At 70.8% G+C, this 25,079-nt stretch carries 23 protein-coding genes; 7 read left to right on the plus strand and 16 right to left on the minus strand.

Annotated features, from left to right (window positions below; genetic code table 11):
- Positions 1-164 precede the first annotated feature (164 nt).
- Together cseB and cseC are read left to right on the plus strand one after the other, a co-directional pair.
- Positions 165-866: a two-component system response regulator CseB gene (cseB, locus tag ACZ5Y0_RS14000; RefSeq protein ID WP_469128911.1), complete on the plus strand. Its 702-nt coding sequence runs from the start codon at positions 165-167 to the stop codon at positions 864-866.
- A gap of 12 nt (positions 867-878) precedes the next feature.
- Positions 879-2,222: a two-component system sensor histidine kinase CseC gene (cseC, locus tag ACZ5Y0_RS14005; protein ID WP_469128912.1), complete on the plus strand. Its 1,344-nt coding sequence runs from the start codon at positions 879-881 to the stop codon at positions 2,220-2,222.
- A gap of 823 nt (positions 2,223-3,045) precedes the next feature.
- On the opposite strand, the gene ACZ5Y0_RS14010 is transcribed toward cseC, so the two are convergent.
- Complete coding sequence (locus ACZ5Y0_RS14010; RefSeq protein WP_469128913.1) at positions 3,046-4,683, minus strand: MDR family MFS transporter; 1,638 nt, start codon at positions 4,681-4,683, stop codon at positions 3,046-3,048.
- Positions 4,684-4,848: 165 nt separating this feature from the next.
- On the opposite strand from ACZ5Y0_RS14010, the gene ACZ5Y0_RS14015 reads away from it, so the two are divergent.
- Entirely contained in the window at positions 4,849-5,445 is a 597-nt protein-coding gene (locus ACZ5Y0_RS14015) for a TetR/AcrR family transcriptional regulator (RefSeq protein WP_469128914.1), read from the plus strand.
- A gap of 22 nt (positions 5,446-5,467) precedes the next feature.
- Here the strand turns inward: ACZ5Y0_RS14015 and ACZ5Y0_RS14020 are convergent, their stop codons facing one another.
- A complete protein-coding gene (locus ACZ5Y0_RS14020) occupies positions 5,468-6,076 on the minus strand; it encodes a M23 family metallopeptidase (protein ID WP_469128915.1) in 609 nt (202 codons plus the stop codon).
- Between the two features lie 516 nt (positions 6,077-6,592).
- Between ACZ5Y0_RS14020 and ACZ5Y0_RS14025 the strand changes: the two genes are divergently transcribed.
- Positions 6,593-7,234: an HAD family acid phosphatase gene (locus ACZ5Y0_RS14025; protein ID WP_469128916.1), complete on the plus strand. Its 642-nt coding sequence runs from the start codon at positions 6,593-6,595 to the stop codon at positions 7,232-7,234.
- Between the two features lie 75 nt (positions 7,235-7,309).
- Here the strand turns inward: ACZ5Y0_RS14025 and ACZ5Y0_RS14030 are convergent, their stop codons facing one another.
- A complete protein-coding gene (locus ACZ5Y0_RS14030; RefSeq protein WP_469128917.1) occupies positions 7,310-9,838 on the minus strand; it encodes an ATP-dependent Clp protease ATP-binding subunit in 2,529 nt (842 codons plus the stop codon).
- Positions 9,839-10,268: 430 nt separating this feature from the next.
- Here ACZ5Y0_RS14030 and ACZ5Y0_RS14035 point away from each other — a divergent pair, with 430 nt between their 5' ends.
- A complete protein-coding gene (locus ACZ5Y0_RS14035) occupies positions 10,269-10,922 on the plus strand; it encodes an SCO3374 family protein (RefSeq protein ID WP_469128918.1) in 654 nt (217 codons plus the stop codon).
- Here ACZ5Y0_RS14035 and ACZ5Y0_RS14040 read toward each other — a convergent pair.
- The 10 genes from ACZ5Y0_RS14040 to ACZ5Y0_RS14085 all read right to left on the minus strand — a co-directional run bounded on the left by ACZ5Y0_RS14040 (position 10,901) and on the right by ACZ5Y0_RS14085 (position 19,196).
- Entirely contained in the window at positions 10,901-11,236 is a 336-nt protein-coding gene (locus ACZ5Y0_RS14040) for a histone-like nucleoid-structuring protein Lsr2 (protein ID WP_469128919.1), read from the minus strand. The genes ACZ5Y0_RS14035 and ACZ5Y0_RS14040 overlap by 22 nt on opposite strands.
- Positions 11,237-11,463: 227 nt before the next feature.
- On the minus strand, positions 11,464-11,997 hold the full coding sequence (locus tag ACZ5Y0_RS14045) for an amino-acid N-acetyltransferase (RefSeq protein ID WP_469128920.1): 534 nt from the start codon (positions 11,995-11,997) through the stop codon (positions 11,464-11,466).
- Between the two features lie 9 nt (positions 11,998-12,006).
- Complete coding sequence (locus ACZ5Y0_RS14050) at positions 12,007-12,429, minus strand: BlaI/MecI/CopY family transcriptional regulator (RefSeq protein WP_469129180.1); 423 nt, start codon at positions 12,427-12,429, stop codon at positions 12,007-12,009.
- 183 nt (positions 12,430-12,612) lie between these two features.
- Positions 12,613-12,792: a hypothetical protein gene (locus tag ACZ5Y0_RS14055; RefSeq protein ID WP_469128921.1), complete on the minus strand. Its 180-nt coding sequence runs from the start codon at positions 12,790-12,792 to the stop codon at positions 12,613-12,615.
- Positions 12,793-12,864: 72 nt separating this feature from the next.
- On the minus strand, positions 12,865-13,569 hold the full coding sequence (locus ACZ5Y0_RS14060) for a hypothetical protein (RefSeq protein ID WP_469129181.1): 705 nt from the start codon (positions 13,567-13,569) through the stop codon (positions 12,865-12,867).
- A gap of 157 nt (positions 13,570-13,726) precedes the next feature.
- Complete coding sequence (locus ACZ5Y0_RS14065) at positions 13,727-14,524, minus strand: type III pantothenate kinase (protein ID WP_469128922.1); 798 nt, start codon at positions 14,522-14,524, stop codon at positions 13,727-13,729.
- Between the two features lie 16 nt (positions 14,525-14,540).
- Positions 14,541-15,530 carry a carboxylating nicotinate-nucleotide diphosphorylase gene (nadC, locus tag ACZ5Y0_RS14070; protein WP_469128923.1) on the minus strand — a complete coding sequence of 330 codons (990 nt, stop codon included), beginning with the start codon at positions 15,528-15,530 and terminating at the stop codon, positions 14,541-14,543.
- A 5-nt stretch (positions 15,531-15,535) separates the two neighbouring features.
- Complete coding sequence (locus ACZ5Y0_RS14075) at positions 15,536-17,257, minus strand: L-aspartate oxidase (protein WP_469128924.1); 1,722 nt, start codon at positions 17,255-17,257, stop codon at positions 15,536-15,538.
- Entirely contained in the window at positions 17,254-18,270 is a 1,017-nt protein-coding gene (panC, locus tag ACZ5Y0_RS14080) for a pantoate--beta-alanine ligase (RefSeq protein ID WP_469128925.1), read from the minus strand. The genes ACZ5Y0_RS14075 and panC overlap by 4 nt, the downstream gene beginning before the upstream one ends.
- Positions 18,267-19,196, minus strand: coding sequence for a Rossmann-like and DUF2520 domain-containing protein (locus ACZ5Y0_RS14085; protein ID WP_469128926.1), 930 nt, complete (start codon positions 19,194-19,196; stop codon positions 18,267-18,269). Before ACZ5Y0_RS14085 ends, panC begins: the two co-directional genes overlap by 4 nt.
- Positions 19,197-19,369: 173 nt before the next feature.
- On the opposite strand from ACZ5Y0_RS14085, the gene ACZ5Y0_RS14090 reads away from it, so the two are divergent.
- Together ACZ5Y0_RS14090 and ACZ5Y0_RS14095 are read left to right on the plus strand one after the other, a co-directional pair.
- Entirely contained in the window at positions 19,370-20,698 is a 1,329-nt protein-coding gene (locus ACZ5Y0_RS14090) for a threonine aldolase family protein (RefSeq protein ID WP_469128927.1), read from the plus strand.
- A 252-nt stretch (positions 20,699-20,950) separates the two neighbouring features.
- Positions 20,951-22,057, plus strand: coding sequence for a DUF5937 family protein (locus ACZ5Y0_RS14095; protein ID WP_469128928.1), 1,107 nt, complete (start codon positions 20,951-20,953; stop codon positions 22,055-22,057).
- Between the two features lie 359 nt (positions 22,058-22,416).
- On the opposite strand, the gene ACZ5Y0_RS14100 is transcribed toward ACZ5Y0_RS14095, so the two are convergent.
- From ACZ5Y0_RS14100 to ACZ5Y0_RS14110, 3 genes are all read right to left on the minus strand, one after another.
- Positions 22,417-23,049, minus strand: a complete 633-nt coding sequence (locus ACZ5Y0_RS14100) for an AAA family ATPase (protein ID WP_469128929.1) — start codon at positions 23,047-23,049, stop codon at positions 22,417-22,419.
- Positions 23,050-23,138: 89 nt separating this feature from the next.
- Positions 23,139-23,810 (minus strand): response regulator transcription factor, encoded by a 672-nt coding sequence (locus ACZ5Y0_RS14105; protein WP_469128930.1) that lies wholly within the window; start codon positions 23,808-23,810, stop codon positions 23,139-23,141.
- Between the two features lie 51 nt (positions 23,811-23,861).
- Positions 23,862-25,067: a sensor histidine kinase gene (locus ACZ5Y0_RS14110; protein ID WP_469128931.1), complete on the minus strand. Its 1,206-nt coding sequence runs from the start codon at positions 25,065-25,067 to the stop codon at positions 23,862-23,864.
- Between the last annotated feature and the right edge of the window lie 12 nt (positions 25,068-25,079).

Below are 25,079 nucleotides of genomic sequence, written 5' to 3' on the forward strand. Positions count from 1 at the left end.
CGCTCGGAGCGATGAACCAGTGAACGCACCAGGCGCTCCGGGCGTCCCACCTAGGGACAACCCACAGCGGGCAGGCAGACGGAGACGCCCGCCCACACCGCGGACAGCGTGAACACCGCGGACACAGCACACCCACGACACCACTGAGGACTGAGAGCACCGGGATGGCAGACCAGACCCACGTCCTGTTCGTCGAGGACGACGACGTCATCCGCGAGGCCACCCAGCTCGCGCTGGAGCGGGACGGCTTCGTGGTCACCGCGATGCCCGACGGGCTGTCCGGCCTGGAGGCGTTCCGGGCGAACCGTCCCGACATCGCCCTGCTGGACGTCATGGTGCCCGGCCTGGACGGCGTGAGCCTGTGCCGGCGCATCCGCGACGAGTCCACCGTTCCGGTGATCATGCTCTCCGCCCGCGCCGACTCCATCGACGTCGTCCTCGGCCTGGAGGCCGGCGCCGACGACTATGTGACCAAGCCGTTCGACGGCGCCGTCCTGGTGGCTCGCATCCGCGCGGTGCTGCGCCGGTTCGGGCACGCGGGCGGACCCGACCGGGGCGAGGCGGAGTCCTCCGCCACCGCAGGCGTGCTGGCCTTCGGCGACCTGGAGATCGACACCGAGGGCATGGAGGTGCGCCGGGCCGGGCAGCCGGTCGCGCTCACGCCGACCGAGATGCGCCTGCTGCTGGAGTTCTCCTCCGCCCCGGGCACGGTCCTCTCGCGGGACAAACTGCTGGAGCGGGTGTGGGACTACGGCTGGGGCGGAGACACCCGCGTCGTCGACGTCCATGTGCAGCGGCTGCGGACGAAGGTCGGCCAGGACCGCATCGAGACGGTCCGCGGCTTCGGCTACAAACTGAAGGCCTGAGCGGACAGGGGTATGCGGGGGATGTTGCGGCACCTGGTTCCGGCCCGCGTGGAGCGCGCGGGCATCCGCACCGGCCTGCGGTGGAAGCTGAGCGCGGCCATCGCGCTGGTCGGCGCGCTGGTGGCGATCGTGCTCAGCCTCGTCGTCCACAACGCCGCACGTGTGTCCATGCTGGACAACGCGCGCGACCTCGCCGACGAGCGCGTCCGAATCGCCCAGATCAACTACGAGCTGTCCGGACGTCCCAACTTCCCCAACATCAAGATCGACGACCAGGACCTGCCGTCGGAGCTGAGGTTCAAGGTCGAGGAGGGGCGCCGGGCCACGTTCGTCTCCGACCACGGGGGCGGGGCGCCGGACATCTGGGCGGCCGTGCCCGTGAAGGACGGGCACGTGCTCTCCCTGCACACCGGCTTCACCGACCGCAGCACGGACATCCTCTACGACCTCGACCAGGCCCTGGTGATCGGCTCCATCGCGGTCGTTCTCGGCGGCAGTGCGCTCGGGGTGCTGATCGGCGGACAGTTGTCACGCCGGCTGCGCAAAGCGGCGGCCGCGGCGAACCGGGTCGCCAAGGGTGAGACGGAGGTCCGGGTACGGGATGCCATCGGCGGGGTCGTGCGGGACGAGACCGACGACCTGGCGTCCGCCGTGGACGCCATGGCGGACGCGCTCCAGCAGCGGCTGGAGGCCGAACGCCGGGTCACCGCCGACATCGCGCACGAGCTGCGGACACCCGTCACCGGGCTGCTGACGGCAGCCGAACTGCTGCCGCCGGGACGGCCCACCGAACTGGTCCTGGACCGGGCCAAGGCCATGCGCACGCTCGTCGAGGACGTCCTGGAGGTGGCACGCCTCGACGGCGCCTCCGAACGCGCCGAGTTGCAGGACATCATGCTGGGCGAGTTCGTCACCCGGCGCGTCGCGGCCAAGGACCCGGAGGTCGAGGTGAGGGTGGTGCACGAATCGATGGTCACCACTGATCCCCGGCGCCTCGAGCGTGTGCTGTTCAACCTGCTCACCAACGCCGGCCGACACGGCAAGCCACCGGTCCAGGTCACCGTCGAGGGCCGGGTCATCCGGGTCCGCGACCACGGTCCCGGATTCCCCGAGGATCTGCTCGCGGAGGGCCCGAGTCGCTTCCGCACCGGCAGCAGCGACCGGGCGGGCCGCGGTCACGGCCTCGGACTCACCATCGCGGCAGGACAGGCCCGCGTCCTGGGCGCTCGGCTGACCTTCCGCAACGTACGGCCCGCCGGGGCACCGGCACACATACCGTCCGAGGGCGCCGTGGCCGTCCTGTGGCTGCCGGAACACGCCCCCACCAACACGGGAAGCTATCCGATGCTGCCGTAGGGCCGGGCAGGGCCGGGCGGGGCAGGGCGGTTCTCGGGGCGGGGCAGTAGGCGCACGTGCCGGCCGCGGGCGAGGGTCCGGGCGGCGCGCCGGCCGTCGGTCGTCGGCGAGGGCCGAGCCGTCGACGCGGGCCGAGCCGTCGACGCGGGCCGAGCCGTCGGCGAGGGTACTGACCGCCGAGGCGGGTCCGAGCCATGGGTCGCGCGTGCCGGCCGCCGAGGCGGGTCCGAGCCATGGGTTGCGCGTGCGGGCCGCCGAGGCGGGGTGGGGCCGCGTGGCCGTAGGACCGCTTGGCCGTGCGGCCGGAGGGCTGGGGTACGGCCGAAGGGCCGGGGTAGAACCGCCTGACCGGGATGCGGCCGAAGGGCCGGGGTAGAACCGCCTGACCGTGCGGCCGGAGGGCCGGGGTCGGACCGCCTGACCGCGGTGCGACCGAAGGGCCGGGGGCGTAGCCGAAGGGCCGGGGCGTAGCCGAAGGGCCGGGGGCACAGCCGAAGGGCCGGGGGCGTAGTGGCCGTAGGACCAGGTTCGAGTCGTCGGCTGGATGCGGGCGGGCGCGGATCCGAGCGCCGCCGTAGCGCCGAGCGCCGCGTACAGGCCAGGTGCCCCCGCCACCCTGGAGCCATGTGCGAGCCGTGGAGGACCCTGTGCGGCCCGCTGGATGCGGGCCGGGGGCCGGATGTCGTCGTGGGGGCGCTTCGTGGGGCGCCCAGCACTCGCCCGTGCCGGAGGCCCGGGGCCGACACCGGCCGCAGGCCTCTCATAGGGCGGGCGACGCCGGGACTGCCGCTGTCAGCGGACGGCGGCGGTCCCGCTGCGAGGGTCAGACGGGCTCGACCACCGGCGTCTTCGGGGCGGTGGGCTCGTCCGCGGTCCCCTCCTGCTTCGGTCCGGCACCCCGGAGGGGCACCTCCTTGACGAACACGGCCGCCACCAGCGCGACCACGGCCACGATGGCCCCGAGGACGAACGCCGCGTGCGTGCCGTCGGACACCGCGTACTGGTAGGCCTCCCGCACCGGAGCCGGAAGTTCGGCGAGGCCGGCGGCGTCCAGTTGCGCGGACTGCCCGGTGATCCTGGAACCCAGCGCACCGGCCCGCTCGGACATGGCGTCCTGGACGCGGCTGTTGAACAGCGCGCCCATGATCGCGACACCGAAGGAGGAACCGAGCGTACGGAAGAGGGTGGCCGAGGAGGACGCGACCCCCATGTCCTTCATCTCGACGCTGTTCTGCGCGACCAGCATGGTGATCTGCATCAGGCAGCCCATGCCGAGGCCGACGACCGCCATGAACGCACCGGAGGTGAGCCGGGAGGTGCCGGTGTCCATCGTGGACAGCAGGTACAGCCCGACGACCATCAGCGCCCCGCCGACGATCGGGAAGACCTTGTAGCGGCCGCTGCTGGTCGTGATCCGGCCGGCGACCATCGAGGTCACGAGCATCGCGCCGAGCATCGGCAGGAGCAGCAGGCCGGAGTTGGTCGCCGAGGCGCCCTGCACCGCCTGCTGGTACAGCGGCAGGAACAGGGTGGCGCCGAACATCACGAAGCCGGTGATGAAGCCGATCACCGACATCAGCGTGAAGTTGCGGCTGCGGAAGATGTGCAGCGGCAGGATCGGCTCGACAGCCCTGGTCTGCCAGAACACGAACCCGACCAGCGCCGCGACACCGATGGCGATCAGTTCCATGATTCGCGCGGAGGTCCAGGCGTACTCCGTGCCACCCCAGGTGGTGACGAGCACGATGGAGGTGATGCCGACGGTGAGCAGCCCGGCGCCCAGGTAGTCGATGCGTGCCTGGGACCGCTTCTTCGGCAGGTGCAGGACGGCGGTGATGAGGCCGAGGCCCACCACGCCGAGCGGGAGGTTGATGTAGAACGCCCAGCGCCAACCCCAGTGGTCGGTGATGGTGCCGCCGACCAGCGGTCCGCCGATCATCGCGATCGCCATCACGCCGGCCATCATGCCCTGGTACTTGCCACGCTCCCGCGGCGGGACGAGGTCGCCGATGATCGCCATGACGCCGACCATCAGACCGCCGGCGCCCAGTCCCTGCACGGCGCGGAAGCCGATCAGCTGGCCCATGTCCTGGGCCATGCCGCTGAGTGCCGATCCGGCCAGGAAGATGACGATCGAGCTGAGGAAGGCGCCCTTGCGCCCGTACATGTCGCCGAGCTTGCCCCAGATCGGGGTGGAGGCCGCGGTGGCGAGGGTGTACGAGGTCACCACCCACGACAGGTGTTCCAGACCGCCGAGGTCTCCGACGATGGTCGGCATCGCGGTGCCCACGATCATGTTGTCGAGCATCGCGAGCATCATCGTGATCATCAGTGCGAGGATCACGACCCGCACGCTCTGCTGCTTCCTGACCTGTATGTCGGCGTCCGGCTCGTTCTTGTCCTTGTCCTTGCCCTTGTCCTGTGTGCCGGTGTCCGGCTCAACGGTTCGGGTGTCCGCCATCGTTCCCCACTCCCCCAGGGCCGCCACTTACTTGCCGCCCGGCTAGTTCACTACACTGGGAAAGTAGACGCGCAACTAGCCGGGCGTCAAGTAAGTTTCACCGGCCGGAGGGTAAGCGTTCTTACCTTCTGGCTCCGGTTTCGCGGGGACGCGAGGAGTACGAGGATGGACGTCACCATGGACGGCACCAAGCAGCGACGCCGCGGCAACACCCGCCAGCGCATCCAGGATGTGGCGCTCGAACTCTTCGCCGAGCAGGGCTACGAGAAGACGTCCCTCCGCGAGATCGCGGAGCATCTGGACGTCACCAAGGCGGCGTTGTACTACCACTTCAAGACCAAGGAAGAGATCATCGTCAGCATCTTCACGGACCTGACGAAGCCGATCGAGGACCTGATCGAGTGGGGCCGCAGTCAGCCGCACACCCTGGAGACCAAGCGGGAACTCCTACGGCGTTACAGCCGCGCGCTCAGCGAGGCCACCCCGTTCTTCCGTTTCATGCAGGAGAACCAGGCGACGGTCCGCGAACTCCAGGTGGGCGAGACCTTCAAGGACCGCATGCGCGGGCTGCGCGACATCGTCATCGACCCGGACGCCCCGCTCGCCGACCAGGTCCGCTGCGTCAGCGCCATCTTCACCCTGCACGCCGGAATGTTCTTCCTGCACGACCTCGAAGGCGACCCCGAGGAGAAGCGCGAAGCTGTCCTCGAGGTCGCCATCGATCTGATCACCCAGGCCCATCAGGGCTCGCGGCCGTCCTGACGGCCGCCGCGGTTCACCGTCGTCAGACGGTCACACCCTTGCCGCGCAGGAACTTCACCGGGTCGATCGCCGAACCGTAGTTGGCGGTGGTCCGGATCTCGAAGTGCAGGTGCGGGCCGCTGGAGTTGCCGGTGTTGCCGGAAAGGGCTATGCGCTGGCCGGTCTTGACGATCTGGCCGACCTTCACGTTGACCTTCGAGAGGTGGGCGTACTGGGAGTACACGCCGTTGGCGTGCTTGATGACGATGGCGTTGCCGTAGGCGGGGCCGTCTCCGGCGCCGTTGCCGCCGGCCTTGACGACCTTGCCGCCGTGGGCGGCGACGACCTTGGTGCCGGTCGGCACGGCGAAGTCCTGACCGCTGTGGGTGGAGTTCCACATGTTGCCGGCCTGGGCGAAGCTGGCGGACAGCTTGTACTTCTTCACCGGGTCGACCCAGGAGGCCGCCGAGGCCTTCTTGGCCGCCGACACGGCGGTCGCGGCGGTGGGCGCCGCCTTCTGGGCCTGGGGCGTGACAGCGGAGGCCACACCGCTCCCCAGCACGACCGTGGCGCCGAGAGCGGCGGCGCCGACGGCCACGCGGGTGCGGTGCTGGGGCGTACGGGAAGAACGGAACGTGACGCGCTGGAACATCGAAAACCTCATGGGGCCGGGGACAGAGAGAACCACCCGACGTACGGACGTCGCCGGATGGCCATCCCTTGGTAACCCGAGGCACGCCAAAGCCTCAAACGTGTGATCTACGACGGAACCTAGTACTTCACTCCAAAACGGCACACTTCTTGACACTTCACCCTCCGACCCGCACGCGGCCCCGTTCCACACGGGAGCCTTCCGGACTGATGCGGCTCTGGGGGTTACGTCCTTTTCGCCCGATTTACGGTCAGCACTATTCCGGGTAGTACGTGACGTGGCTCCTGTGCGACAAGTCACCGGCCGCACGGCGCAGGCCACTTCGGAATGTGACGGCGGCTACTCCCCAGCCTCGTCGCCGAGTTGTGACCCGCGTCACGAACCGTGCACGAGGGTGTGACGGGCCTCTCATGGCCCTCTACCGTCCAGTAACCCGCTGGTTCCCGTCAGGCCATCCGCCTCGATGAGCATGCCCACGACACCCGCAGCGCTTTGGACACGAGAGGACCCCCCACCATGACCAGAGGCACCTGGACGCGCCGTATCGGCATGACCGCCGTGGCGACGGCCGCCATCACCGCGATGGCCGTCCCGGCCGGCGCCCAGGCCGCGACGGCCACCGGCACCTCCGCCGTCGCCACCGCCACCGCCACCGCCGCGGAGGACGTCGACTACGACACCTGGCAGGCGGACTGCGTGACCGTGATGAACCAGGCCCTGCCCTATCTGAAGCAGCGCATCGGCGCCGTCAAGCCGGGTGAGAAGCAGGCTCTGGTCCTCGACATCGACAACACCACCCTGGAAACCGACTTCGGCTTCAGCTACCCGCAGCCGGCCAACAAGCCGGTCCTGGACGTCGCCAAGTACGCCCAGGAGCACGGCGTCTCCCTGTTCTTCGTCACCGCGCGTCCCGGCATCATCTCGGGCGTGACCGACTACAACCTCAAGTACGTCGGCTACAAGGTCTCCGGCCTGCACGTGCGCGGCCTGTTCGACCTCTTCAAGGACGTCGCCGCCTACAAGACCGCCCAGCGCGTCACCATCGAGTCCAAGGGCTACACGATCATCGCGAACATCGGCAACAGCGCCACCGACCTGTCGGGCGGCCACGCCGAGAAGACCTTCAAGCTGCCGGACTACGACGGGCAGCTGTCCTGACGAACGAAACGAGAGGGGCCGCTCCGGGACGTGTGTCCCGGAGCGGCCCCTCTTCTCCGCTCAACCCCGAAGGGGTCAGGCGTCCTTGCTCAGGTTCGGACCCGCACCGCCGGTCGCCTGCTCGATCGGCGGGACGTCCGGCAGCGCCGACTTCTCCTCACCCCGGAAGGTGAAGGTCTTGGCGTCGCCCTCGCCCTCGGTGTCCACGACCACGATGTGACCGGGGCGCAGCTCGCCGAAGAGGATCTTCTCCGAGAGCGTGTCCTCGATCTCACGCTGGATGGTGCGACGCAGCGGACGCGCACCCAGCACGGGGTCGTAACCCTTCTTGGACAGCAGTTCCTTGGCGGACTGGGACAGCTCGATGCCCATGTCCCGGTCCTTCAGGCGCTCGTCCACCTTGCCGACCATCAGGTCGACGATCTGGAGGATGTCCTCCTGGGTCAGCTGCGGGAAGACGACCACGTCGTCGACACGGTTGAGGAACTCGGGCCGGAAGTGCTGCTTCAGCTCGTCCGAGACCTTGTTCTTCATGCGCTCGTAGTTGGACTTCGTGTCACCCGCGGCGGCGAAGCCGAGGTTGAAGCCCTTCGAGATGTCTCGCGTGCCGAGGTTGGTCGTCATGATGATGACCGTGTTCTTGAAGTCCACGACCCGGCCCTGGGAGTCGGTCAGGCGACCGTCCTCCAGGATCTGAAGCAGCGAGTTGAAGATGTCCGGGTGGGCCTTCTCCACCTCGTCGAAGAGGACGACGGAGAACGGCTTGCGACGGACCTTCTCGGTCAGCTGGCCACCCTCTTCGTAACCCACGTATCCGGGCGGGGATCCGAAGAGCCGCGACACCGTGTGCTTCTCGCTGAACTCCGACATGTCGAGGGAGATCAGCGCGTCCTCGTCACCGAAGAGGAACTCGGCGAGTGCCTTGGACAGCTCGGTCTTACCGACACCGGACGGACCGGCGAAGATGAACGAACCACCGGGACGCTTCGGGTCCTTGAGGCCCGCGCGCGTACGGCGGATCGCCTTCGAGAGCGCCTTGACGGCGTCCTTCTGGCCGATGACGCGCTTGTGGAGCTCGTCCTCCATCCGCAGCAGACGCGAGGACTCCTCCTCGGTCAGCTTGAAGACCGGGATGCCGGTGGCGGTCGCGAGGACCTCGGCGATCAGCTCGCCGTCGACCTCGGCGACGACGTCCATGTCGCCGGCCTTCCACTCCTTCTCCCGCTTGGCCTTGGCGGCGAGGAGCTGCTTCTCCTTGTCGCGCAGGGAGGCGGCCTTCTCGAAGTCCTGCGAGTCGATCGCGGACTCCTTGTCGCGGCGGACACCGGCGATCTTCTCGTCGAACTCGCGCAGGTCCGGCGGCGCGGTCATCCGGCGGATGCGCATCCGGGAACCGGCCTCGTCGATCAGGTCGATCGCCTTGTCCGGCAGGAAGCGGTCCGAGATGTACCGGTCGGCCAGGGTGGCGGCCTGGACCAGCGCCTCGTCGGTGATCGAGACGCGGTGGTGCGCCTCGTACCGGTCGCGCAGACCCTTGAGGATCTCGATGGTGTGCGGCAGGGACGGCTCAGCGACCTGGATGGGCTGGAAGCGGCGCTCGAGGGCCGCGTCCTTCTCCAGGTGCTTGCGGTACTCGTCCAGCGTGGTCGCACCGATGGTCTGGAGTTCACCGCGGGCCAGCATCGGCTTCAGGATGGAGGCGGCGTCGATGGCGCCCTCGGCGGCACCCGCACCGACCAGCGTGTGCAGCTCGTCGATGAACAGGATGATGTCGCCGCGGGTGCGGATCTCCTTGAGGACCTTCTTCAGGCGCTCCTCGAAGTCACCGCGGTAGCGGGAGCCGGCGACCAGGGCACCGAGGTCCAGGGTGTAGAGGTGCTTGTCCTTGAGGGTCTCGGGCACCTCGCCCTTGACGATGGCCTGGGCGAGGCCCTCGACGACGGCGGTCTTGCCGACGCCGGGCTCACCGATGAGGACCGGGTTGTTCTTGGTACGGCGGGACAGCACCTGCATGACCCGCTCGATCTCCTTCTCGCGCCCGATGACCGGGTCGAGCTTGGACTCACGAGCGGCCTGCGTGAGGTTGCGGCCGAACTGGTCGAGGACCAGGGACGTCGAGGGGGTGCCCTCGGCAGGCCCGCCACTGGCGCCGGCGGTCTCCTTGCCCTGGTAACCGGAGAGCAGCTGGATCACCTGCTGCCGCACACGGTTGAGATCTGCGCCCAGCTTGACCAGGACCTGGGCGGCGACGCCCTCGCCCTCACGGATCAGGCCGAGCAGGATGTGCTCCGTGCCGATGTAGTTGTGGCCCAGCTGAAGGGCCTCGCGGAGCGACAGCTCCAGGACCTTCTTGGCACGGGGGGTGAAGGGGATGTGCCCGGACGGGGCCTGCTGGCCCTGCCCGATGATCTCCTCCACCTGCTGGCGGACCGCCTCGAGCGAAATCCCGAGGCTCTCAAGGGCCTTGGCGGCGACACCCTCACCCTCGTGGATCAGGCCCAGGAGGATGTGCTCGGTGCCGATGTAGTTGTGGTTGAGCATCCGGGCTTCTTCCTGAGCCAGGACGACAACCCGCCGCGCGCGGTCGGTGAACCTCTCGAACATCGTTAATCGCTCCTCAGAGCGGTCAGGCAGTGGGGGGAACTTCCCCTCCCTGTCCTTCCGCAGCTTAGTCCCGCAAGCGGGGACCGCTCATTCCAACTGCCGACACCGTCGATGGCCTCCTGACCCCGAACGCCGACATCTGCTCCAACCCGATGGTGCGAGACGATGTTCCCGCAGGCCAGACAGATACCCCAGTCGCCAGTACGCCGATGGCGAACGTGAGACTGCCACACCCTGCGTGTCGCCCCCTCCCACTAGGGATGTCTTACCCGCTGGGACGGAGACTCCATGCCGAGAGCCCGTGTCCCCTCCGCTACGGGCGAACAACCTTGCGCCTCTCGGCACCCCCGCGCGCCCCCTCTTCGCCACTGTGCGCACTTGACCTCGCACTCAGCGTAACCCGGACGCCTTCCGGACGGTTGCAGTCGGCATGGTTGGCCCAGTCCCCCCGTCAGCGCCCCGACGCGTCCCTCCGACCGCATCCCCGACCGGCCTTCCGGCCGCCCCAGCGTCATCCACGGTCCCCTCCCCCCGCAGACCGCTCGACCCGGACCGTCCGGCCGAGAGCGTCCGCGACTGGTACGAGAACGAACTGGAGTGGGCGACGGTGCCCGGGGAGCCCCTACGCCTTCGCGTGGGCCTGCGTTTCGACGTCCTGGACGTGCCGGCCGAGGCGGGTCACGCGGCGCTGCGGCACCTGGCGGCGGGCTCTCCGGTGGCCGTGCGGGGCGATCGGATGCGACTGCTGGTGGCGGCGGGAAGCACGGACGAGCTACCGGGGATCCTGCGGTGGCTGGAATGGGACGCGTTGCCACTGGATCTGACGGCGACCGGCGCGGGCGGGGCCGTCGAGGCGCCCCTGCCGCCGGGCCGGATCCTCGCCGGGGCAGCGGTACAGGGGGCCGCCGTGTGGGTGCGGCCCCCCGTCGAAGGGTGCGAGGTCGAGTACTCGCTGCCGACGATCTCGGCCTTGGGGGGCGTTGGGGGCGCCCCCGACCTGGTGCGACTGGTGGACACGCTCGCGACGCACTGCCACCGTGTCCGGCTGCGCCGTGCCTGCGCTCAGCCGTTGGCCTTCTCGTAGGCCTCGCGAATGGTCGCGGGAACACGGCCACGGTCGTTGACCTCGTAACCGTTCTCCTTCGCCCACGCGCGGATCTGAGCGGTGTCCTGGCTGCCACCGGCAGCGGGGCGCGTCTTCCCACGTCCCCCCGAAGCACGGCCTCCGGTACGCCGGCCACCCTTCACATAGGGGTCGAGAAGGCCGCGCAGCTTGTCCGCGTTGGCAGTCGTGAGATCGATCTCGTACGTCTTGCCGTCCAGCGCGAACGTCACGGTCTCGTCGGCCTCGCCGCCGTCGAGGTCGTCGACAAGAAGGACCTGAACCTTCTGTGCCACCGGATTTCCTTTCATCGATAACGTGAGGGCCGGGGGTCAGCGGCGTTCCGCCGTTTCGCCGCCCCCTGATATATGCAGTACTGCAGTACGTCGGAAAGCAAACCGCTTTTGCTGAGAAAACACAAACCCTCGGGAGAGACCGGCTGCCCGCCCCTCGCACGGAAACGTGCGCGTTTCGGACATAGGGCACCCGGGCAAGGCGGCTCCGCCGGAATGGGACCCGATGATCACAGATGCAGAAGCATCCGGCTGTTGCCCAAGGTGTTCGGTTTCACCCGTTCGAGACCGAGGAACTCGGCGACGCCCTCGTCATAGGAACGCAGCAGCTCCGTGTAGACATCGGTGTCGACCGGCGTCTCGCCGATCTCCACGAAGCCGTGCTTGCCGAAGAAGTCCACTTCGAAGGTGAGGCAGAAAACCCGGCGAACACCGAGCCAGCGCGCGGTGTGCAGCAACTTCTCCAACAACTGGTGACCGACGCCGGCGCCCTTCAAGCCCGGCTTCACCGCGAGAGTGCGGACTTCCGCGAGGTCTTCCCACATCACGTGCAGCGCGCCGCAGCCGACGACCTCGGCGTTGTCGTCGCGTTCGGCGACCCAGAACTCCTGGATGTCCTCGTAAAGGGTCACCGTCGCTTTGTCGAGCAGGATCCCGCCACGCACGTACGCGTCAAGGAGACGGCGTACCGCGGGGACATCGCTGGTCCGGGCCCGGCGGACGGTGATGGCTTTAGCGTTGACTTCAGGGCTCTGTGCTGACATGAGCGGACGCTATCGCCCGCCGGTCTCCGTCGCGGACCCGGGGTTCTCCCGCGTACTCCCGGCTTCCGGGCGTTCCGAAGTTTCGGGTACCTGGACGATGCGTACGGCATCGCGCAGGGCATGTCGCTGTTCGTCGCTCATCATCCCGAAGAACGCGACGAGAGCGGCGGCGGGGTTGTCGCTCTGCGACCAGGCCTCGTTCATCAGGGCGGCGGCGTAGGCGGCACGTGTGGAGACCGCCTCATATCGATAGGCCCGGCCTTCCGCCTCGCGGCGTACCCAGCCCTTCTGATGGAGATTGTCCAAAACGGTCATCACCGTGGTGTAGGCGATGGACCGTTCCTGCTGAAGGTCTTCCAGGACTTCTCGAACGGTGACCGGGCGGTTCCACTTCCACACCCGCGTCATGACCGCGTCTTCGAGTTCTCCCAATGGGCGAGGCACAACTCAGAACAATAGTGGGAGATCACCCCCATCGCGTGGCGGACGTGCGCTATTCGCGACATACATGAACAAAAGGGGCGTACAGCACCCGGAGTCGGTTGCTGTACGCCCGTAGGACGCGTGTGGGGCGGGCGCGGGCCTGCCCGGTTGTCAGGCCTCGGTGTTCACGTGTCAGGCCTCGGTGTTCACGGAGGCCTGGCGCGTGCTCTCCGCGCGCGCGAGGGCGGCGTCGACGGCCGCGTCCTCCTTGGCCTTGTTGGTGCCGCCCTGGGTCTTCACGATCACCCTGATCAAGCCGATGAAGAAGACCGCCATGACGACAGGGGGCAGCAGCGCGGAGACATAGTCCATGGAGCCAGGGTAGCCAGGGAGGAACGGGACATCGGGGTGGGGTCGTCTTCCGCGCGGCGGGTCGGCGGCCCCTCAGCCGACGGCGAGCCGCTCCTGCGGGCCGGTGGGCGGCCCGGCGGGCTTGCGCCGCGGGAAGACCTCGCCCGGCGTGGGAACGGGCCGCCGGGAGGGCTCCGGCTCCTGCGGCTTCACGGGGACCGGCCCTGGAGCGGGCGGCGGGGGCGGCTTCTCGGCGGGTTTCTCCGCGGGCTTGTCGGCAGGCCGCGGACGCGGCTCCCCGGCGGCGACGGCGACATGGCCGTGACCGGCCACCGCCACGGCCGGGGAACGGCCCCCCGGAAGGGCCAGGAGGCGCGCACGGGACGCCGGCACGGCGGGGGCGGGCGCGGGGACCCGGCGGACCGCACGACGGGCCAGGCGGGCGCGTACGTCCTGCTCGGCGAGGGCCTGGCAGCGGTCCAGGAGGGCGGCCGCGTTCGGATTGCCGCGCAGGGCGCGCAGGGCGGCGAGGTCGTCGACCTCCGGCCGGTGGCCGGCGGCCAGCACCTCCTCGAGGAGCGCGAGGTACCCGGCGGCGGTGCCAGGGAGGGCGGCGCGGTACCGGGCGAGGTCGGACACCAGGAACGCGCGCAGCCGAGCGGCCTCGCGCATCGCCTCGTCGAGGGACTCGGCGAGGCGATGGCAGTCCTGGACGTCCTCGGCCGAGGCGGGACCGGGGTGGAGGGCGTGGGCGAGGGCGCGACGGAGCACACGCAGCTCCTCCGCACCGAACGCCATGCCGCCGCGGGATCCGTATGGCGTGGGCATGCGGCGACGATACGCGCTAATCAGACAAATTCGGCATAAGGGGTGGGTGTGGCGCGTTGGATCACGCCGGGCCGGGCGCGGTCCCGCCCGGACGGCCCACGCCCCCTCCCACACCCAGACCCACCGCTCACGTCCGCGAGACGTTCCGCTCGTACACCAGGCGCAGCCCGATCAGGGTCAGCCACGGCTCGTGCTCGTCGATCACCGAGGACTCGCCCAGCACCATCGGCGCCAGGCCACCCGTGGCGATCACCGTCACGTCGTCGGGGTCGTCCGACAGTTCCCTGGCCATCCGGCCCACGACGCCGTCGACCTGGCCGGCGAAGCCGTAGACGATGCCGGACTGCATCGCCTCGACCGTGTTCTTGCCGATCACGCTGCGGGGCCGGGCCACCTCGATCTTGCGCAGCTGCGCGGCCTTGACGCCCAGCGCCTCGACGGAGATCTCGATGCCGGGCGCGATCACTCCGCCGACGTACTCCCCGCGCGCGCTGATCGCGTCGAAGGTGGTGGCGGTGCCGAAGTCCACGACGATCGCCGGGCCGCCGTACAGCTCGTTGGCGGCGACCGCGTTGATGATCCGGTCGGCGCCGACCTCCTTGGGGTTGTCGAAGAGGATCGGTACGCCCGTCTTCACGCCGGGCTCGACGAGCACCGCCGGGACGTCGCCGTAGTAGCGGCGGGTCACCTCGCGCAGCTCGTGCAGGACGGACGGGACGGTGGCGCAGATGGCGATGCCGTCGATGCCGTCGCCCAGCTCCACCCCGAGCAGAGGGTGCATGCCCATCAGGCCCTGGAGGAGGACCGCCAGCTCGTCGGCGGTGCGGCGGGCGTCCGTCGAGATCCGCCAGTGCTCGACGATGTCCTCCCCGTCGAACAGGCCGAGCACGGTGTGCGTGTTGCCTACGTCGATCGTCAGCAGCATGGCCGGATCCCGCTCCCTACTCCGCCGCTCGCAGGTCCAGGCCGATGTCCAGGATCGGCGAGGAGTGGGTCAGGGCGCCCACGGCCAGGAAGTCGACGCCGGTGTCGGCGTACGCCTTCGCGTTCTCCAGGGAGAGCCGACCGGACGCCTCCAGCAGCGCGCGCCCGCCGACGATACCGACGGCCTCCGCGCACTCCGCGGGTGTGAAGTTGTCCAGCAGGATGAGGTCGGCCCCGGCCTCCACGACCTCGCGCAGCTGGGGCAGGGTGTCGACCTCGACCTCGATCGGCACGTCCGGGAAGGCGTCCCGTACGGCCTGGAAGGCCTGGGCGACGCCACCCGCGGCGACGACGTGGTTGTCCTTGACCAGGGCCGCGTCGGACAGCGACATGCGGTGGTTGACGCCTCCGCCGCAGCGCACGGCGAACTTCTCCAGGGCCCGCAGACCCGGCGTGGTCTTCCGGGTGTCCCGCACGCGTGCCTTGCTGCCCTCCAGGACGTCCGCCCACGCGCGCGTGGCGGTCGCGATGCCGGAGAGGCGGCACATCAGATTCAGCGCGCTGCGCTCGCCGGTGAGGAGGTCACGCGTGCGCGTGGTGACCGACAGCAGCTTCTGTCCGGCCTCCACGCGGTCGCCGTCCTCGACATGCCGCTCCACCTCGAACTCGTCCGTGCAGACGACCGAGAGCACGGCCTCGGCGACCCTGAGGCCCGCCACGACGCCCGCCTCGCGCGCGGTGAAGTCGGCTGTGGCGACCGCGTCCTCGGGGATGGTCGCGACCGTCGTCACGTCCACGCCGTGGGCCAGGTCCTCCTGGATGGCGACGTTGGCGATGTCCTCGACCTCGACGGGGTCGAGCCCGGCGTCGGCCAGGAGCTGGGCGAGCGCGGGATCGAGCCCGCACTCCAGGTACTCCTCGCCGGTGAGGTCGGCGTCCGTGCCACAGGCACAGCCGTCGCCGCAGCCGCCGCTCGGGACGAGGGGAAGATCCTCGGGGGTGCTCACTTCTGTCACTGCTCCTGCTGCTGCCGGGTCGGGGGGAAGTCTGCGGTATCGGTGGTGTGTACGGCGAGCGTCCGGTCCGGATTGAGCCGTACCACGATGTGGCGGCGCCAGTCGGTGTCGTCGCGCTCGGCGCGGTCCTCGCGCCAGTGGCAGCCGCGGGTCTCCTCGCGCAGCCGGGCGGCGGCGACCAGGACGCGAGCCACACACAGGAGGTTGGTGGCCTCCCAGGTGTCGACGCCGGGCTCGGCGGTCTTGCCGTTCTCGTCGAGGGCGTCGCGGGCGTCGGAGTGCAGCCGCTGGAGCTGCTCGGCGGCCTTCTCCAGGGAGTCGGCGGAGCGCAGGACGCCCGCGCCCTCCGTCATGATCCGCTGGATCGCGAACCGTGCCTCGGGGGCGAGAAGGGGGTGCGCGGGCTTCTCGGGGTGCTCAGTGCGCTCGACGGGTGCGGGCACGCGCGCGGGGAGGCCGTCCGCCGACCGGCTCGCCGCGATGTCGGCGGAGATGCGCTCGGCGTAGACGAGGCCTTCCAGGAGGGAGTTGGAGGCGAGCCGGTTCGCGCCGTGCACGCCGGTGCAGGCGACCTCACCGCAGGCGTAGAGGCCCGGCACGGTGGTCCGGCCGTGGGAGTCGGTGCGCACCCCGCCGGAGGCGTAGTGGGCGGCCGGGGCGACCGGGACGGGCTCGGTGACCGGGTCGATGCCGTGGGCCCGGCAGGCGGCGAGGATGGTCGGGAAACGGTGTTCCCACATCTCGGCACCGAAGTGGCGGGCGTCGAGGTACATGTGCTCGGCGTCCAGCTCCTGCATGCGGCGCATGATGCCCTTGGCGACGATGTCCCGGGGCGCCAGCTCGGCCAGCTCGTGCTGCCCCAGCATGAAGCGCACGCCGTTGCCGTCGACCAGGTGGGCACCCTCGCCGCGCACCGCCTCGGAGACGAGAGGCTGCTGGCCCTCCGCGTCGGGGCCGAGGAACAGCACGGTCGGGTGGAACTGGACGAACTCCAGGTCGGAGATCTCCGCGCCCGCGCGCAGGGCGAGCGCCACACCGTCACCCGTCGACACGGACGGGTTGGTGGTGGCGGAGAAGACCTGTCCCATGCCGCCGGTGGCCAGGACCACCGCGGGCGCGTGCACGGCGCCCACGCCGTCGTGCTGGCCCTCCCCCATGACGTGCAGGGAGACACCGGCGGTGCGGCCGTCGGCGTCCGTGAGGAGATCCAGGACCAGCGCGTTCTCGATGGTGCGCAGTCCGCGTGCGCGGACCGCCTCGACGAGTGCGCGGGAGATCTCCGCGCCGGTCGCGTCGCCGCCCGCGTGTGCGATGCGGCGGCGGTGGTGGCCCCCCTCGCGGGTCAGCTCCAGGCCGCCTTCCTCGGACTCGTCGAAGTGGGCGCCGGTCTCGATCAGCCGCCGTACGGCGTCGGGGCCCTCCGTGACGAGGAGGCGTACCGCGTCCTCGTCGCACAGGCCCGCGCCCGCCACCAGCGTGTCCTGGAGGTGCTGTTCGGGTGTGTCGCCCTCGCCGAGCGCGGCGGCTATGCCGCCCTGCGCCCAGCGGGTGGAGCCGTCGTCCAGGCGGGCCTTGGTGACGACGACCGTCGTCAGACCCGCGGCCTCGCACCGCAGGGCGGCGGTGAGGCCGGCCACCCCGGAGCCGACGACCACGACGTCCGCGGAGATGGACCATCCGGGCTCGGGTGCGTGCAGTCGTATGCCTGTGCTGGTCACGAGGCGGCTCCGAAGGTGAGGGGGAGGTTGTCGATCAGCCTGGTCGTGCCGACCCGGGCGGCGACGGCGAGGACCGCCTCGCCGGTGAAGTCGTCGTCGATGTCGCCGAAGTCGGACGGGTCGACGAGGGCGAGGTAGTCCAGTCGGAGCGGCGGGACCATGCGCGCGGCCTCGTCCAGGATCGCGCGGGCGGCGGCGCGGACGGCGGCCACGGAGCCTGGGGCGGCCTTGGCCAGGGAGCCTGGGGCGGCCTTGGCCACGGCGTGGGCGTCGGCGGCCGCACGGGACTCACCCAGGGCGCTGAGCGCCTCCGCACGCGCGTGAGTGGCGGGCACCTCACGCGCGCGTGCCCGCAGCGCCTCCTGCGCGGCATGCCGGTCGCGGCCCGCGAACAGGGCCCTGGACAGGGCGAGCGCGGTGCGCCGCTCGGCCGGGGAGAGATAGCGGTTGCGGCTGGACAGCGCCAGTCCGTCGTCCTCGCGCACGGTCGGTACGGCGACGATGTCGACGCCGAAGTTCAGGTCGCGCACCATGCGCCGGATCAGGGCGAGCTGCTGTGCGTCCTTCTGCCCGTACAGAGCGACGTCGGGACGGGTCAGGTGCAGCAGCTTGGCGACGACGGTGAGCATGCCGTCGAAGTGCCCGGGGCGCGAGGCGCCCTCCAGCCGCTCTCCCATCGGGCCGGCGCTGACGCGGACCTGGGGTTCGCCGCCCGGGTAGACCTCGTCGACGGACGGGGCGAACACGACGTCCGCACCGGCCGCCCCGGCGATCTTGACGTCGGCGTCCAGGGTGCGCGGGTAGCGGTCGAGATCCTCGCCCGCACCGAACTGGAGCGGGTTGACGAAGACCGTGACGACGACCTCGCCCCGCGGTCCGGCGATCTCGCGCGCGGTGCGCACGAGGGTGGCGTGACCCTCGTGCAGGGCGCCCATCGTCATCACGACGGCGCGTCGCCCCGCACGCGTGCGTGCGTGCAGTTCACCGGCGGTGCGCAACAGGGTCGTGGTCATCGGACGTCTCCCTCGGCGCCGTCGGTCCCCTTGGCGAGTACCCCGAGGAGATCCTCGGCGAGTTCGGGCTTGAGCAGACCGCTGGCGAGGGCTCGGTCGGCCGTGGCGCGGGCCATCGCGAGGTAGCCGTCGACGCTCTGCGGGGCGTGCCTGCGCAGCTCCGAGACGTGCGCGGCGACCGTGCCCGCGTCACCGCGCGCGACGGGGCCGGTGAGCGCCGCGTCGCCGGAGCGCAGCGCGTTGTCCAGTGCCGCGCCCAGCAGGGGCCCGAGCATCCGGTCGGGGGCCTCGACGCCGGCCGCGCGCAGCAGCTCCAGCGACTGGGCGACCAGGGTGACGAGGTGGTTGGCGCCGAGGGCGAGGGCCGCGTGGTAGAGCGGCCGGTTCTCCTCGGCGATCCATTCCGGTTCGCCCCCCATCTCGATGACGAGGGCCTCGGCGGCCAGCCGCAGTTCGTCGGGCGCGGTGACTCCGAAGGAGCAGCCGGCCAGGCGCTGGACGTCCACCGGGGTGCCGGTGAAGGTCATCGCCGGGTGCAGCGCCAGCGGGAGGGCCCCCGCCCGCAGGGCGGGGTCCAGGACCCTCGCGCCGTACCGGCCGGAGGTGTGCACCAGCAGTTGGCCCGGGCGGACCGCGCCGGTCTCGGCGAGGCCCTCGACGAGGCCGGGAAGGGCGTCGTCGGGGACCGTCAGCAAGACGAGATCGGCGCGCCGCAAGACCTCGGCGGGGGTGACGACGGGCACGTCCGGCAGCATCGTCGCGGCGCGCCGGCGGGAGGCGTCGGAAACGCCCGAGACGGCGACCGGGCGGTGTCCGGCGAGCTGGAGGGACGCGGCGAGCGCGGGGCCCACGCGACCGGCGCCGACGACGCCGACGGTGAGCCGCGCGGGGCGGTCCCTGGGGTCTGGCTGTTGGACTGTACTCACGCGACGGCGGCCTTCCCGTTCCAGTCCGCTCTGGGTACCGGACGATTTCTCGTCATGTTAACGCGATCGGTTACCGCGGGCCCCGGTTGTCCACAGGCTGTGGGTGACGGCACTTCCTTCCCGGGCGGAATTCGGGGTGGTCTCGCGGCCACGTGCGGGCCATGATCCACCACATGAGTGATACGGCGGGTCAGTCCAAGCAGGCCTCCGAGCAGGGGCTGCCCGGTCCGGTGCCGGAGTCGGCGTCGGAGGCGGAGGCGGAGGCGGAGGCGGAGGCGGAAACCGTGTCGGAGCCGGCGTCGGAGGCGGAGGCTGTGTCGGAGCCGCTGTCGGAGGACGCCCGGCGCAGGCGGCGTTGGGAGCGGCGCAGGAGGGCCTCCCGCAGCGCGCGGCGGGTACTGGCGCGCGCCGGGCTCCAGAGCACGATCCGCCAGCGGCTCGCTCTCCTGGACGCCGCCGGCGAGGTGTACGACCTGGACGAATCCGTCGACATGTACGGCGACGGCGTCGTCGCGGCCCTGGAGACCAAGGTCGCCGGGCTGCTCGGCAAGGAGGCCGCGGCCTTCTTCCCGACGGGCACCATGGCGCAGCAGGTCGCCCTGCGCTGTTGGGCCGGCCGCACCGGGAACCCGGCCGTGGCCCTGCACGGCAAGGCCCACCCTGAGGTGTATGAACGCGCCGCGTTCAGCCAGGTCAGCGGATTGCGGCCGGTACGGCTGACCGACGAGCCCCGGCAGCCCACCGCCGAGGAGGTCCGCGACTGCGAGGAACCGTTCGGGGCGCTGATGCTCGAACTGCCGCTCAGGGACGCCGGACACCTGCTGCCGTCCTGGGAGGAGCTGACCGACCTGGTCGAGGCGGCGCGCGAGCGGGACGCGGTGGTCCACTTCGACGGCGCGCGCCTGTGGGAGTCAGTCGTCCACCTCGGCCGCCCGCTCGACGAGATCGCCGGGCTGGCGGACAGCGTCTACGTGTCGTTCTACAAGTCCCTCGACGGTTTCGGCGGCGCCGTGCTGGCCGGCCCGAGCACGCTGGTGGAGGAGGCGAAGACGTGGCGCCACCGCTACGGCGGCATGGTCTTCCAGCAGTTCCCCACCGCCCTGTCGGCGCTGCTGGGCCTGGAGCGGGAACTCCCGCGGCTGCCCTCGTACGTGCGTCACGCGCGCGTGGTGGCCGCCGCGCTGGCCGAGGGATTCACGGCGTCCGGGCTGCCGTGGTCACGCGTGCACCCAGAGGTGCCGCACACCAACGAGTTCCAGGTGTGGCTCCCCTACGACGCCGACACGGTCGCCGAGGCCGCGATCCGTACGGCCGAGGAGACCGGGACCCTGCTCTTCGCCCGCGCCTGGAACGCACCCGTGCCGGGCCTGGCCGTGACGGAGATCGACGTGCGCGCTCCCGGCCTGGAGTGGAGCGCCGAGGACGTGCGGTCGGCGGTCGCCGACTTCGTGGTCCGGCTGAAGGAGGAGGCCGGCCCGGCCCGGAAACAGGCCGGGGGATAGCCGAGGAACAGCCGAGGGATGGACGAGCGGCGAGGCGAGGGCAGTCGAGGGGCGGGCGAGGGCAGTCGAGGGGCGGCGAGGGCAGTCGAGGGCTGGACCAGGGCCGGGCCGGGGCAGGTGTGGGCGCGGGCGAGGGCGGCTGGAGTCCGGGCGTCGAGGATCGGCCCCGCACGGGCCGCCCCGCGTCGCGACGATCGACGGCCACCGCGGATCGGGGACGGCGTTGTCAGTGGCGGGGTGCACCATGAAGGCATGAGCGTGAGCATCGACATCGCGGGGCTGCGGCCGGAAAGGGTCGCGATCGTGCCGTCCCCCCTGGCCGAGCTCGGTATGGCGTTGCACGCGCTGTCCGAGCCGGGGCACCATCCGGGCCTCCAGAGCTGGGTCACGAGTGTCACCGCGCGTCTCGACTCGCATCTCGCCGACCGGATGTGCGAGGCCGACTTCCTGTGGCGGACGACGTTCTCGGACCTTTTCCTGCCGTACGCCGGTATCCCGGGCCGCAGTACGCTCCCGCGCGGGACGCTGGCCGAGGAGTTGGACCTGCTCGACAAGCTGACGGACGAGCAGTTCGTGGACGCCGCGCTGGAGTTCACCTGCGTGTTCGCCTACGGCTCATCCGAACCGCTGATCCTCACGGACGAGCGCGTGCGCCGTCGCGCTCTCGAGGTGGCCGCCTCGCGCGGTCCCCATCAGGTGCGGTTCACGCAGCGGCTGCTCGACGACCCGCCCAGCGTGCGCGCGTGGCTGCGGCGCTTCCTGGAGGACTGTGACGAGGCGTTCTTCGCGGAGGCCTGGTCGCGGCTGAGCCATCAGCTGACGGCGGACGCCCGGCACAAGACGGAACTGCTGCGGCACCGCGGCATGGCGGAGGCGCTGGCGGCGGTGTCCCCCGTCCTGAGCCTGGACGAGGCGGCCGGCCTGATCGAGGTCGACAAGCTCGTCAAGGGGCGTACGGTCACCGCGGGCGGCGGGCTGCTCCTCGTGCCGACCAGCCTCGGCTGGCCCCACTTCAGCGTGCTGCACCGGAGCGGCTGGCAGCCCGTGCTGCACTACCCGGTCGGCTCCCCCGAGCTTGCCTCGCCACCGTCGGTCGAGGAGCTGACCCTGCGGATGACGGCCCTGTCCCACCCCGTGCGGATGCGGATCTGCCGCCATCTGGCACGCAGCGCGTACACCACGAGCGAGCTGGCCCAGGTCCACGGCATGACGGCCCCCGAGATATCCCGGCACGTGGCCGTCCTGAAGAAGGCGGGCCTGATCACCACCCGGCGGCGCGGCCGGTACGTACTGCATCAGCTCGACGTGACGAGAGTGGCCCGGCTCGGCAGCGACTTCCTGGAGGGGGTCCTCAGGTAGGGCATGTGTCCGGCAGGGCACCCTTCTCGCCCGCTGTCCCGGCGGCCGGAGGCGATCCTCTGCCTGCGGAGCCGCCGGTGCCTGCCGACGTCCTCGCCGCTCGCCCCTGGCCCGGCGTCGCCGCCATCCGTCGCCGAGTTCTCCTACGGCGATCGCGAGGACGGCGGTCGCGGCACACCCCAGAAGGCTCTGCCGCTGGTTTCCGATCCGGCCCAGAAGCCACAAGGCGAGTGTCATGACGGCCCACCACGCGGTCCACCCAACGAGCGCGGTGCGTCCCGGAAGCAGTCTCACGCCGTCACCGTAGCCCGACGTTCCTCGTTCGGGGAGCGCCGATGGTCTGCGCCGCATGCCGGTCCTCAGTCGAACCGGATGTGCGTCAGGCCCACCCGCGCCTGACGCAGGCGGGTGCGCAGCGCCCCCTCCGTGTTCGGCCTCAGCGTCAACCCGGCAAGGACGGCGATGCGGTCGGCCGTCTTCGGCACGCTCGTGTGGTCCGTCCACAGGTGTTCGGCAAACTCCGGCTCACGCAGCCGCTCCAGACAGTGATCGAGTTGCAGGACAGCCCAACTCTCTCCGTACCGGGCCGGCTTATTCCCGGCGAAGAACCGCAGGAGGTGCCCCAGCCCGCGCTCGCGCAGTCGCCTCAGCACGGTCTCCCGCTCGGCGAGGAGCGTGAAGTGACGTACGTCGTGACCCAGTTCACGCAGCCTGCCGACGGTCTCGGCGAAGTAGCGCGGGTCGGTGACCGTCATGGGCGCGATCACCACGCCGTCGTGCTCGCGGAGCGCCAGGTCGAGGACCTCGACGACAGCCTGCCGCCACGACACCAGATCCTGGAAATCGCCTCGCAGGTCCGGCGGCAGCATGCGGCGCAGCCCGAAGCCGGCGTGTTCGGGGTCGCAGACGACGCTGCCGGGAAGGCGGCGCCGGATCTCGTGCGCGGTCTGTGTCTTGCCGCCCCCGAAGGGACCGTTGATCCACAGGAGCATGCGCCGACCCTAGTGGCCGCCGAACGCGCGCGGGGGGCGTACGGCGGTGAATCCGTACGCAGCGGGGAGGGGCCGCCGGACCGGTCCGCTCAGCCGAGTCCCCCCGCCCGCACCAGACCCGTCTCGTACGCCAGGACCACGACCTGCACCCGGTCCCGCAGTCCCAGCTTCGTCAGGATGCGGCCCACGTGGGTCTTGACGGTCGCCTCCGACAGCACCAGCCGGGCCGCGATCTCCCCGTTGGACAGTCCCTGGGCGACGAGCATCATGACCTCGCGCTCCCGCTCGGTGAGCCGCTCCAGCTCCTTGTGCCGGGGCTCCTTGCCCGCGCTGGGCAGCATCGGCGCGAACCGGTCGAGGAGGCGACGGGTGGTGGAGGGCGCGACCACCGCGTCGCCGCTGTGCACGGAACGGATCGCGGTGAGCAGCTCGCCGGGCGGCACGTCCTTCAACATGAAGCCGGAGGCGCCCGCCTTCAGGCCGGAGAAGGCGTACTCGTCGAGGTCGAAGGTGGTCAGGATCAGCACCTTCGGCGGGTCCGGCTCCGCGCAGATGCGCCGGGTGGCCTCCACGCCGTCCAGCTTCGGCATGCGCACGTCCATCAGCACCACGTCGACCGCGGTGGCCCGCAGCACCTGGAGGGCCTCGACACCGTCGCCCGCCTCCGCCACGACCTCCATGTCCGGCTGGGCGTCGAGCACCATCCGGAACCCGGTGCGCAGCAGCATCTGGTCGTCGACCAGCATCACGCGGATCGTCATCGAGTCCTCTTCCGTGGGTTGTGACAGGTGTCAACAGAGGGCGTGCGTCGGTCAATGCGCCGGTTTGAGCGGGAGCAGCACGCTGATGCGGAATCCTCCGCCTGGACGCGGGCCCGCGTCCAGCGTGCCGCCGACCATGCCGACCCGCTCACGCATCCCGATCAGACCATGACCCTGGCCGTCGGCGCCGCCCTCCTCGTACAGCTCGTGCGGGGCGCCCTTGCCGTCGTCCTCGACCAGCAGGCCGAGACCGTCGTCGAAGTAGACCAGGCGCACGCTGGCGCCCGCGTTCGGCCCCCCGTGCTTGCGCGTGTTGGTCAGCGCCTCCTGCACGATCCGGTACGCCGTCAGCTCGACGCCGCTGGGCAGGGGCCGCGGGGTGCCCTCGACCTTGAAGTCCACCGGCAGACCCGAGCCGCGGCACTGCTGGACGAGGTCCTCGATCTGCTCGACGTCCGGCTGCGGCACGTACTCCCCGCCCTCCTCGTGTTCGCCGGTGCGCAGGACGCCCAGCAGGCGGCGCATCTCGGCGAGGGCCTGACGGCCGGTGGAGGAGATCGTCTCCAGCGCCTTCTTCGCCTGGTCGGGCGCCGCGTCGAGGACGTAGGCGGCGCCGTCCGCCTGCACCACCATCACGGACACGTTGTGCGCGACGACGTCGTGCAGCTCGCGCGCGATCCGGGCGCGCTCGGCGGCGACCGCGACCTTCGCCTGCGCCTCGCGCTCCCGCTCCAGGCGTGCCGCGCGCTCCTCCAGCTGGGCGAAGTAGGCGCGCCGGGTGCGCATGGAGTCGCCGAGCACCCAGGCGAGCGCGAAGGGCACCGTCTGGAAGACGACTATGGCGATGTTGCCGGCCACACTCGTCTGCTCGTTCGGCCAGCGCAGCTGGGCCAGGGTCGCGGCGCACAGGCCCATGCCCAGCGCGAGTCTCGACGCCCAGCGGGCGCCCGTCGCGGCGACCGTGTAGACGATCACCAGCAGGGCGAAGTCGGCGGCGGTCGTCGCGACGTCCAGCACGAGCTGGACGAGGCCGAGCGCACAGGCCAGCAGCAGCATCCGCTCCGGCATGCGCCGGCGCAGCGCCACCACCAGGCCCAACAGGAAAGCGATCGGCACGAGCAGCGCCAGGGAGTCGGTTCCCTGGTGGTTCTGGCCGGAGGTGGTTCCGGCCACCACAGAGATCCCGAACAGGACGAGAGCCCAGAAGCCGTCGACCGAGGTCGGGTGTCTGCGGAGGAAGTCGTAGAGGCGCTGCACGTAACCCAGAGT

Source organism: Streptomyces sp. NPDC033216 (assembly GCF_055577115.1).

Bases quoted from the DNA above. Each gene is read 5' to 3' on its own strand.
- cseB (WP_469128911.1), top strand. From the start codon at position 165: ATGGCAGACCAGACCCACGTCCTGTTCGTCGAGGACGACGACGTCATC.
- cseC (WP_469128912.1), top strand. From the start codon at position 879: ATGCGGGGGATGTTGCGGCACCTGGTTCCGGCCCGCGTGGAGCGCGCG.
- ACZ5Y0_RS14010 (WP_469128913.1), bottom strand. From the start codon at position 4,683: ATGGCGGACACCCGAACCGTTGAGCCGGACACCGGCACACAGGACAAG.
- ACZ5Y0_RS14015 (WP_469128914.1), top strand. From the start codon at position 4,849: ATGGACGTCACCATGGACGGCACCAAGCAGCGACGCCGCGGCAACACC.
- ACZ5Y0_RS14020 (WP_469128915.1), bottom strand. From the start codon at position 6,076: ATGTTCCAGCGCGTCACGTTCCGTTCTTCCCGTACGCCCCAGCACCGC.
- ACZ5Y0_RS14025 (WP_469128916.1), top strand. From the start codon at position 6,593: ATGACCAGAGGCACCTGGACGCGCCGTATCGGCATGACCGCCGTGGCG.
- ACZ5Y0_RS14030 (WP_469128917.1), bottom strand. From the start codon at position 9,838: ATGTTCGAGAGGTTCACCGACCGCGCGCGGCGGGTTGTCGTCCTGGCT.
- ACZ5Y0_RS14035 (WP_469128918.1), top strand. From the start codon at position 10,269: ATGGTTGGCCCAGTCCCCCCGTCAGCGCCCCGACGCGTCCCTCCGACC.
- ACZ5Y0_RS14045 (WP_469128920.1), bottom strand. From the start codon at position 11,997: ATGTCAGCACAGAGCCCTGAAGTCAACGCTAAAGCCATCACCGTCCGC.
- ACZ5Y0_RS14055 (WP_469128921.1), bottom strand. From the start codon at position 12,792: ATGGACTATGTCTCCGCGCTGCTGCCCCCTGTCGTCATGGCGGTCTTC.
- ACZ5Y0_RS14060 (WP_469129181.1), bottom strand. From the start codon at position 13,569: ATGGCGTTCGGTGCGGAGGAGCTGCGTGTGCTCCGTCGCGCCCTCGCC.
- ACZ5Y0_RS14065 (WP_469128922.1), bottom strand. From the start codon at position 14,524: ATGCTGCTGACGATCGACGTAGGCAACACGCACACCGTGCTCGGCCTG.
- panC (WP_469128925.1), bottom strand. From the start codon at position 18,270: ATGACCACGACCCTGTTGCGCACCGCCGGTGAACTGCACGCACGCACG.
- ACZ5Y0_RS14090 (WP_469128927.1), top strand. From the start codon at position 19,370: ATGAGTGATACGGCGGGTCAGTCCAAGCAGGCCTCCGAGCAGGGGCTG.
- ACZ5Y0_RS14095 (WP_469128928.1), top strand. From the start codon at position 20,951: ATGAGCGTGAGCATCGACATCGCGGGGCTGCGGCCGGAAAGGGTCGCG.
- ACZ5Y0_RS14100 (WP_469128929.1), bottom strand. From the start codon at position 23,049: ATGCTCCTGTGGATCAACGGTCCCTTCGGGGGCGGCAAGACACAGACC.
- ACZ5Y0_RS14105 (WP_469128930.1), bottom strand. From the start codon at position 23,810: ATGACGATCCGCGTGATGCTGGTCGACGACCAGATGCTGCTGCGCACC.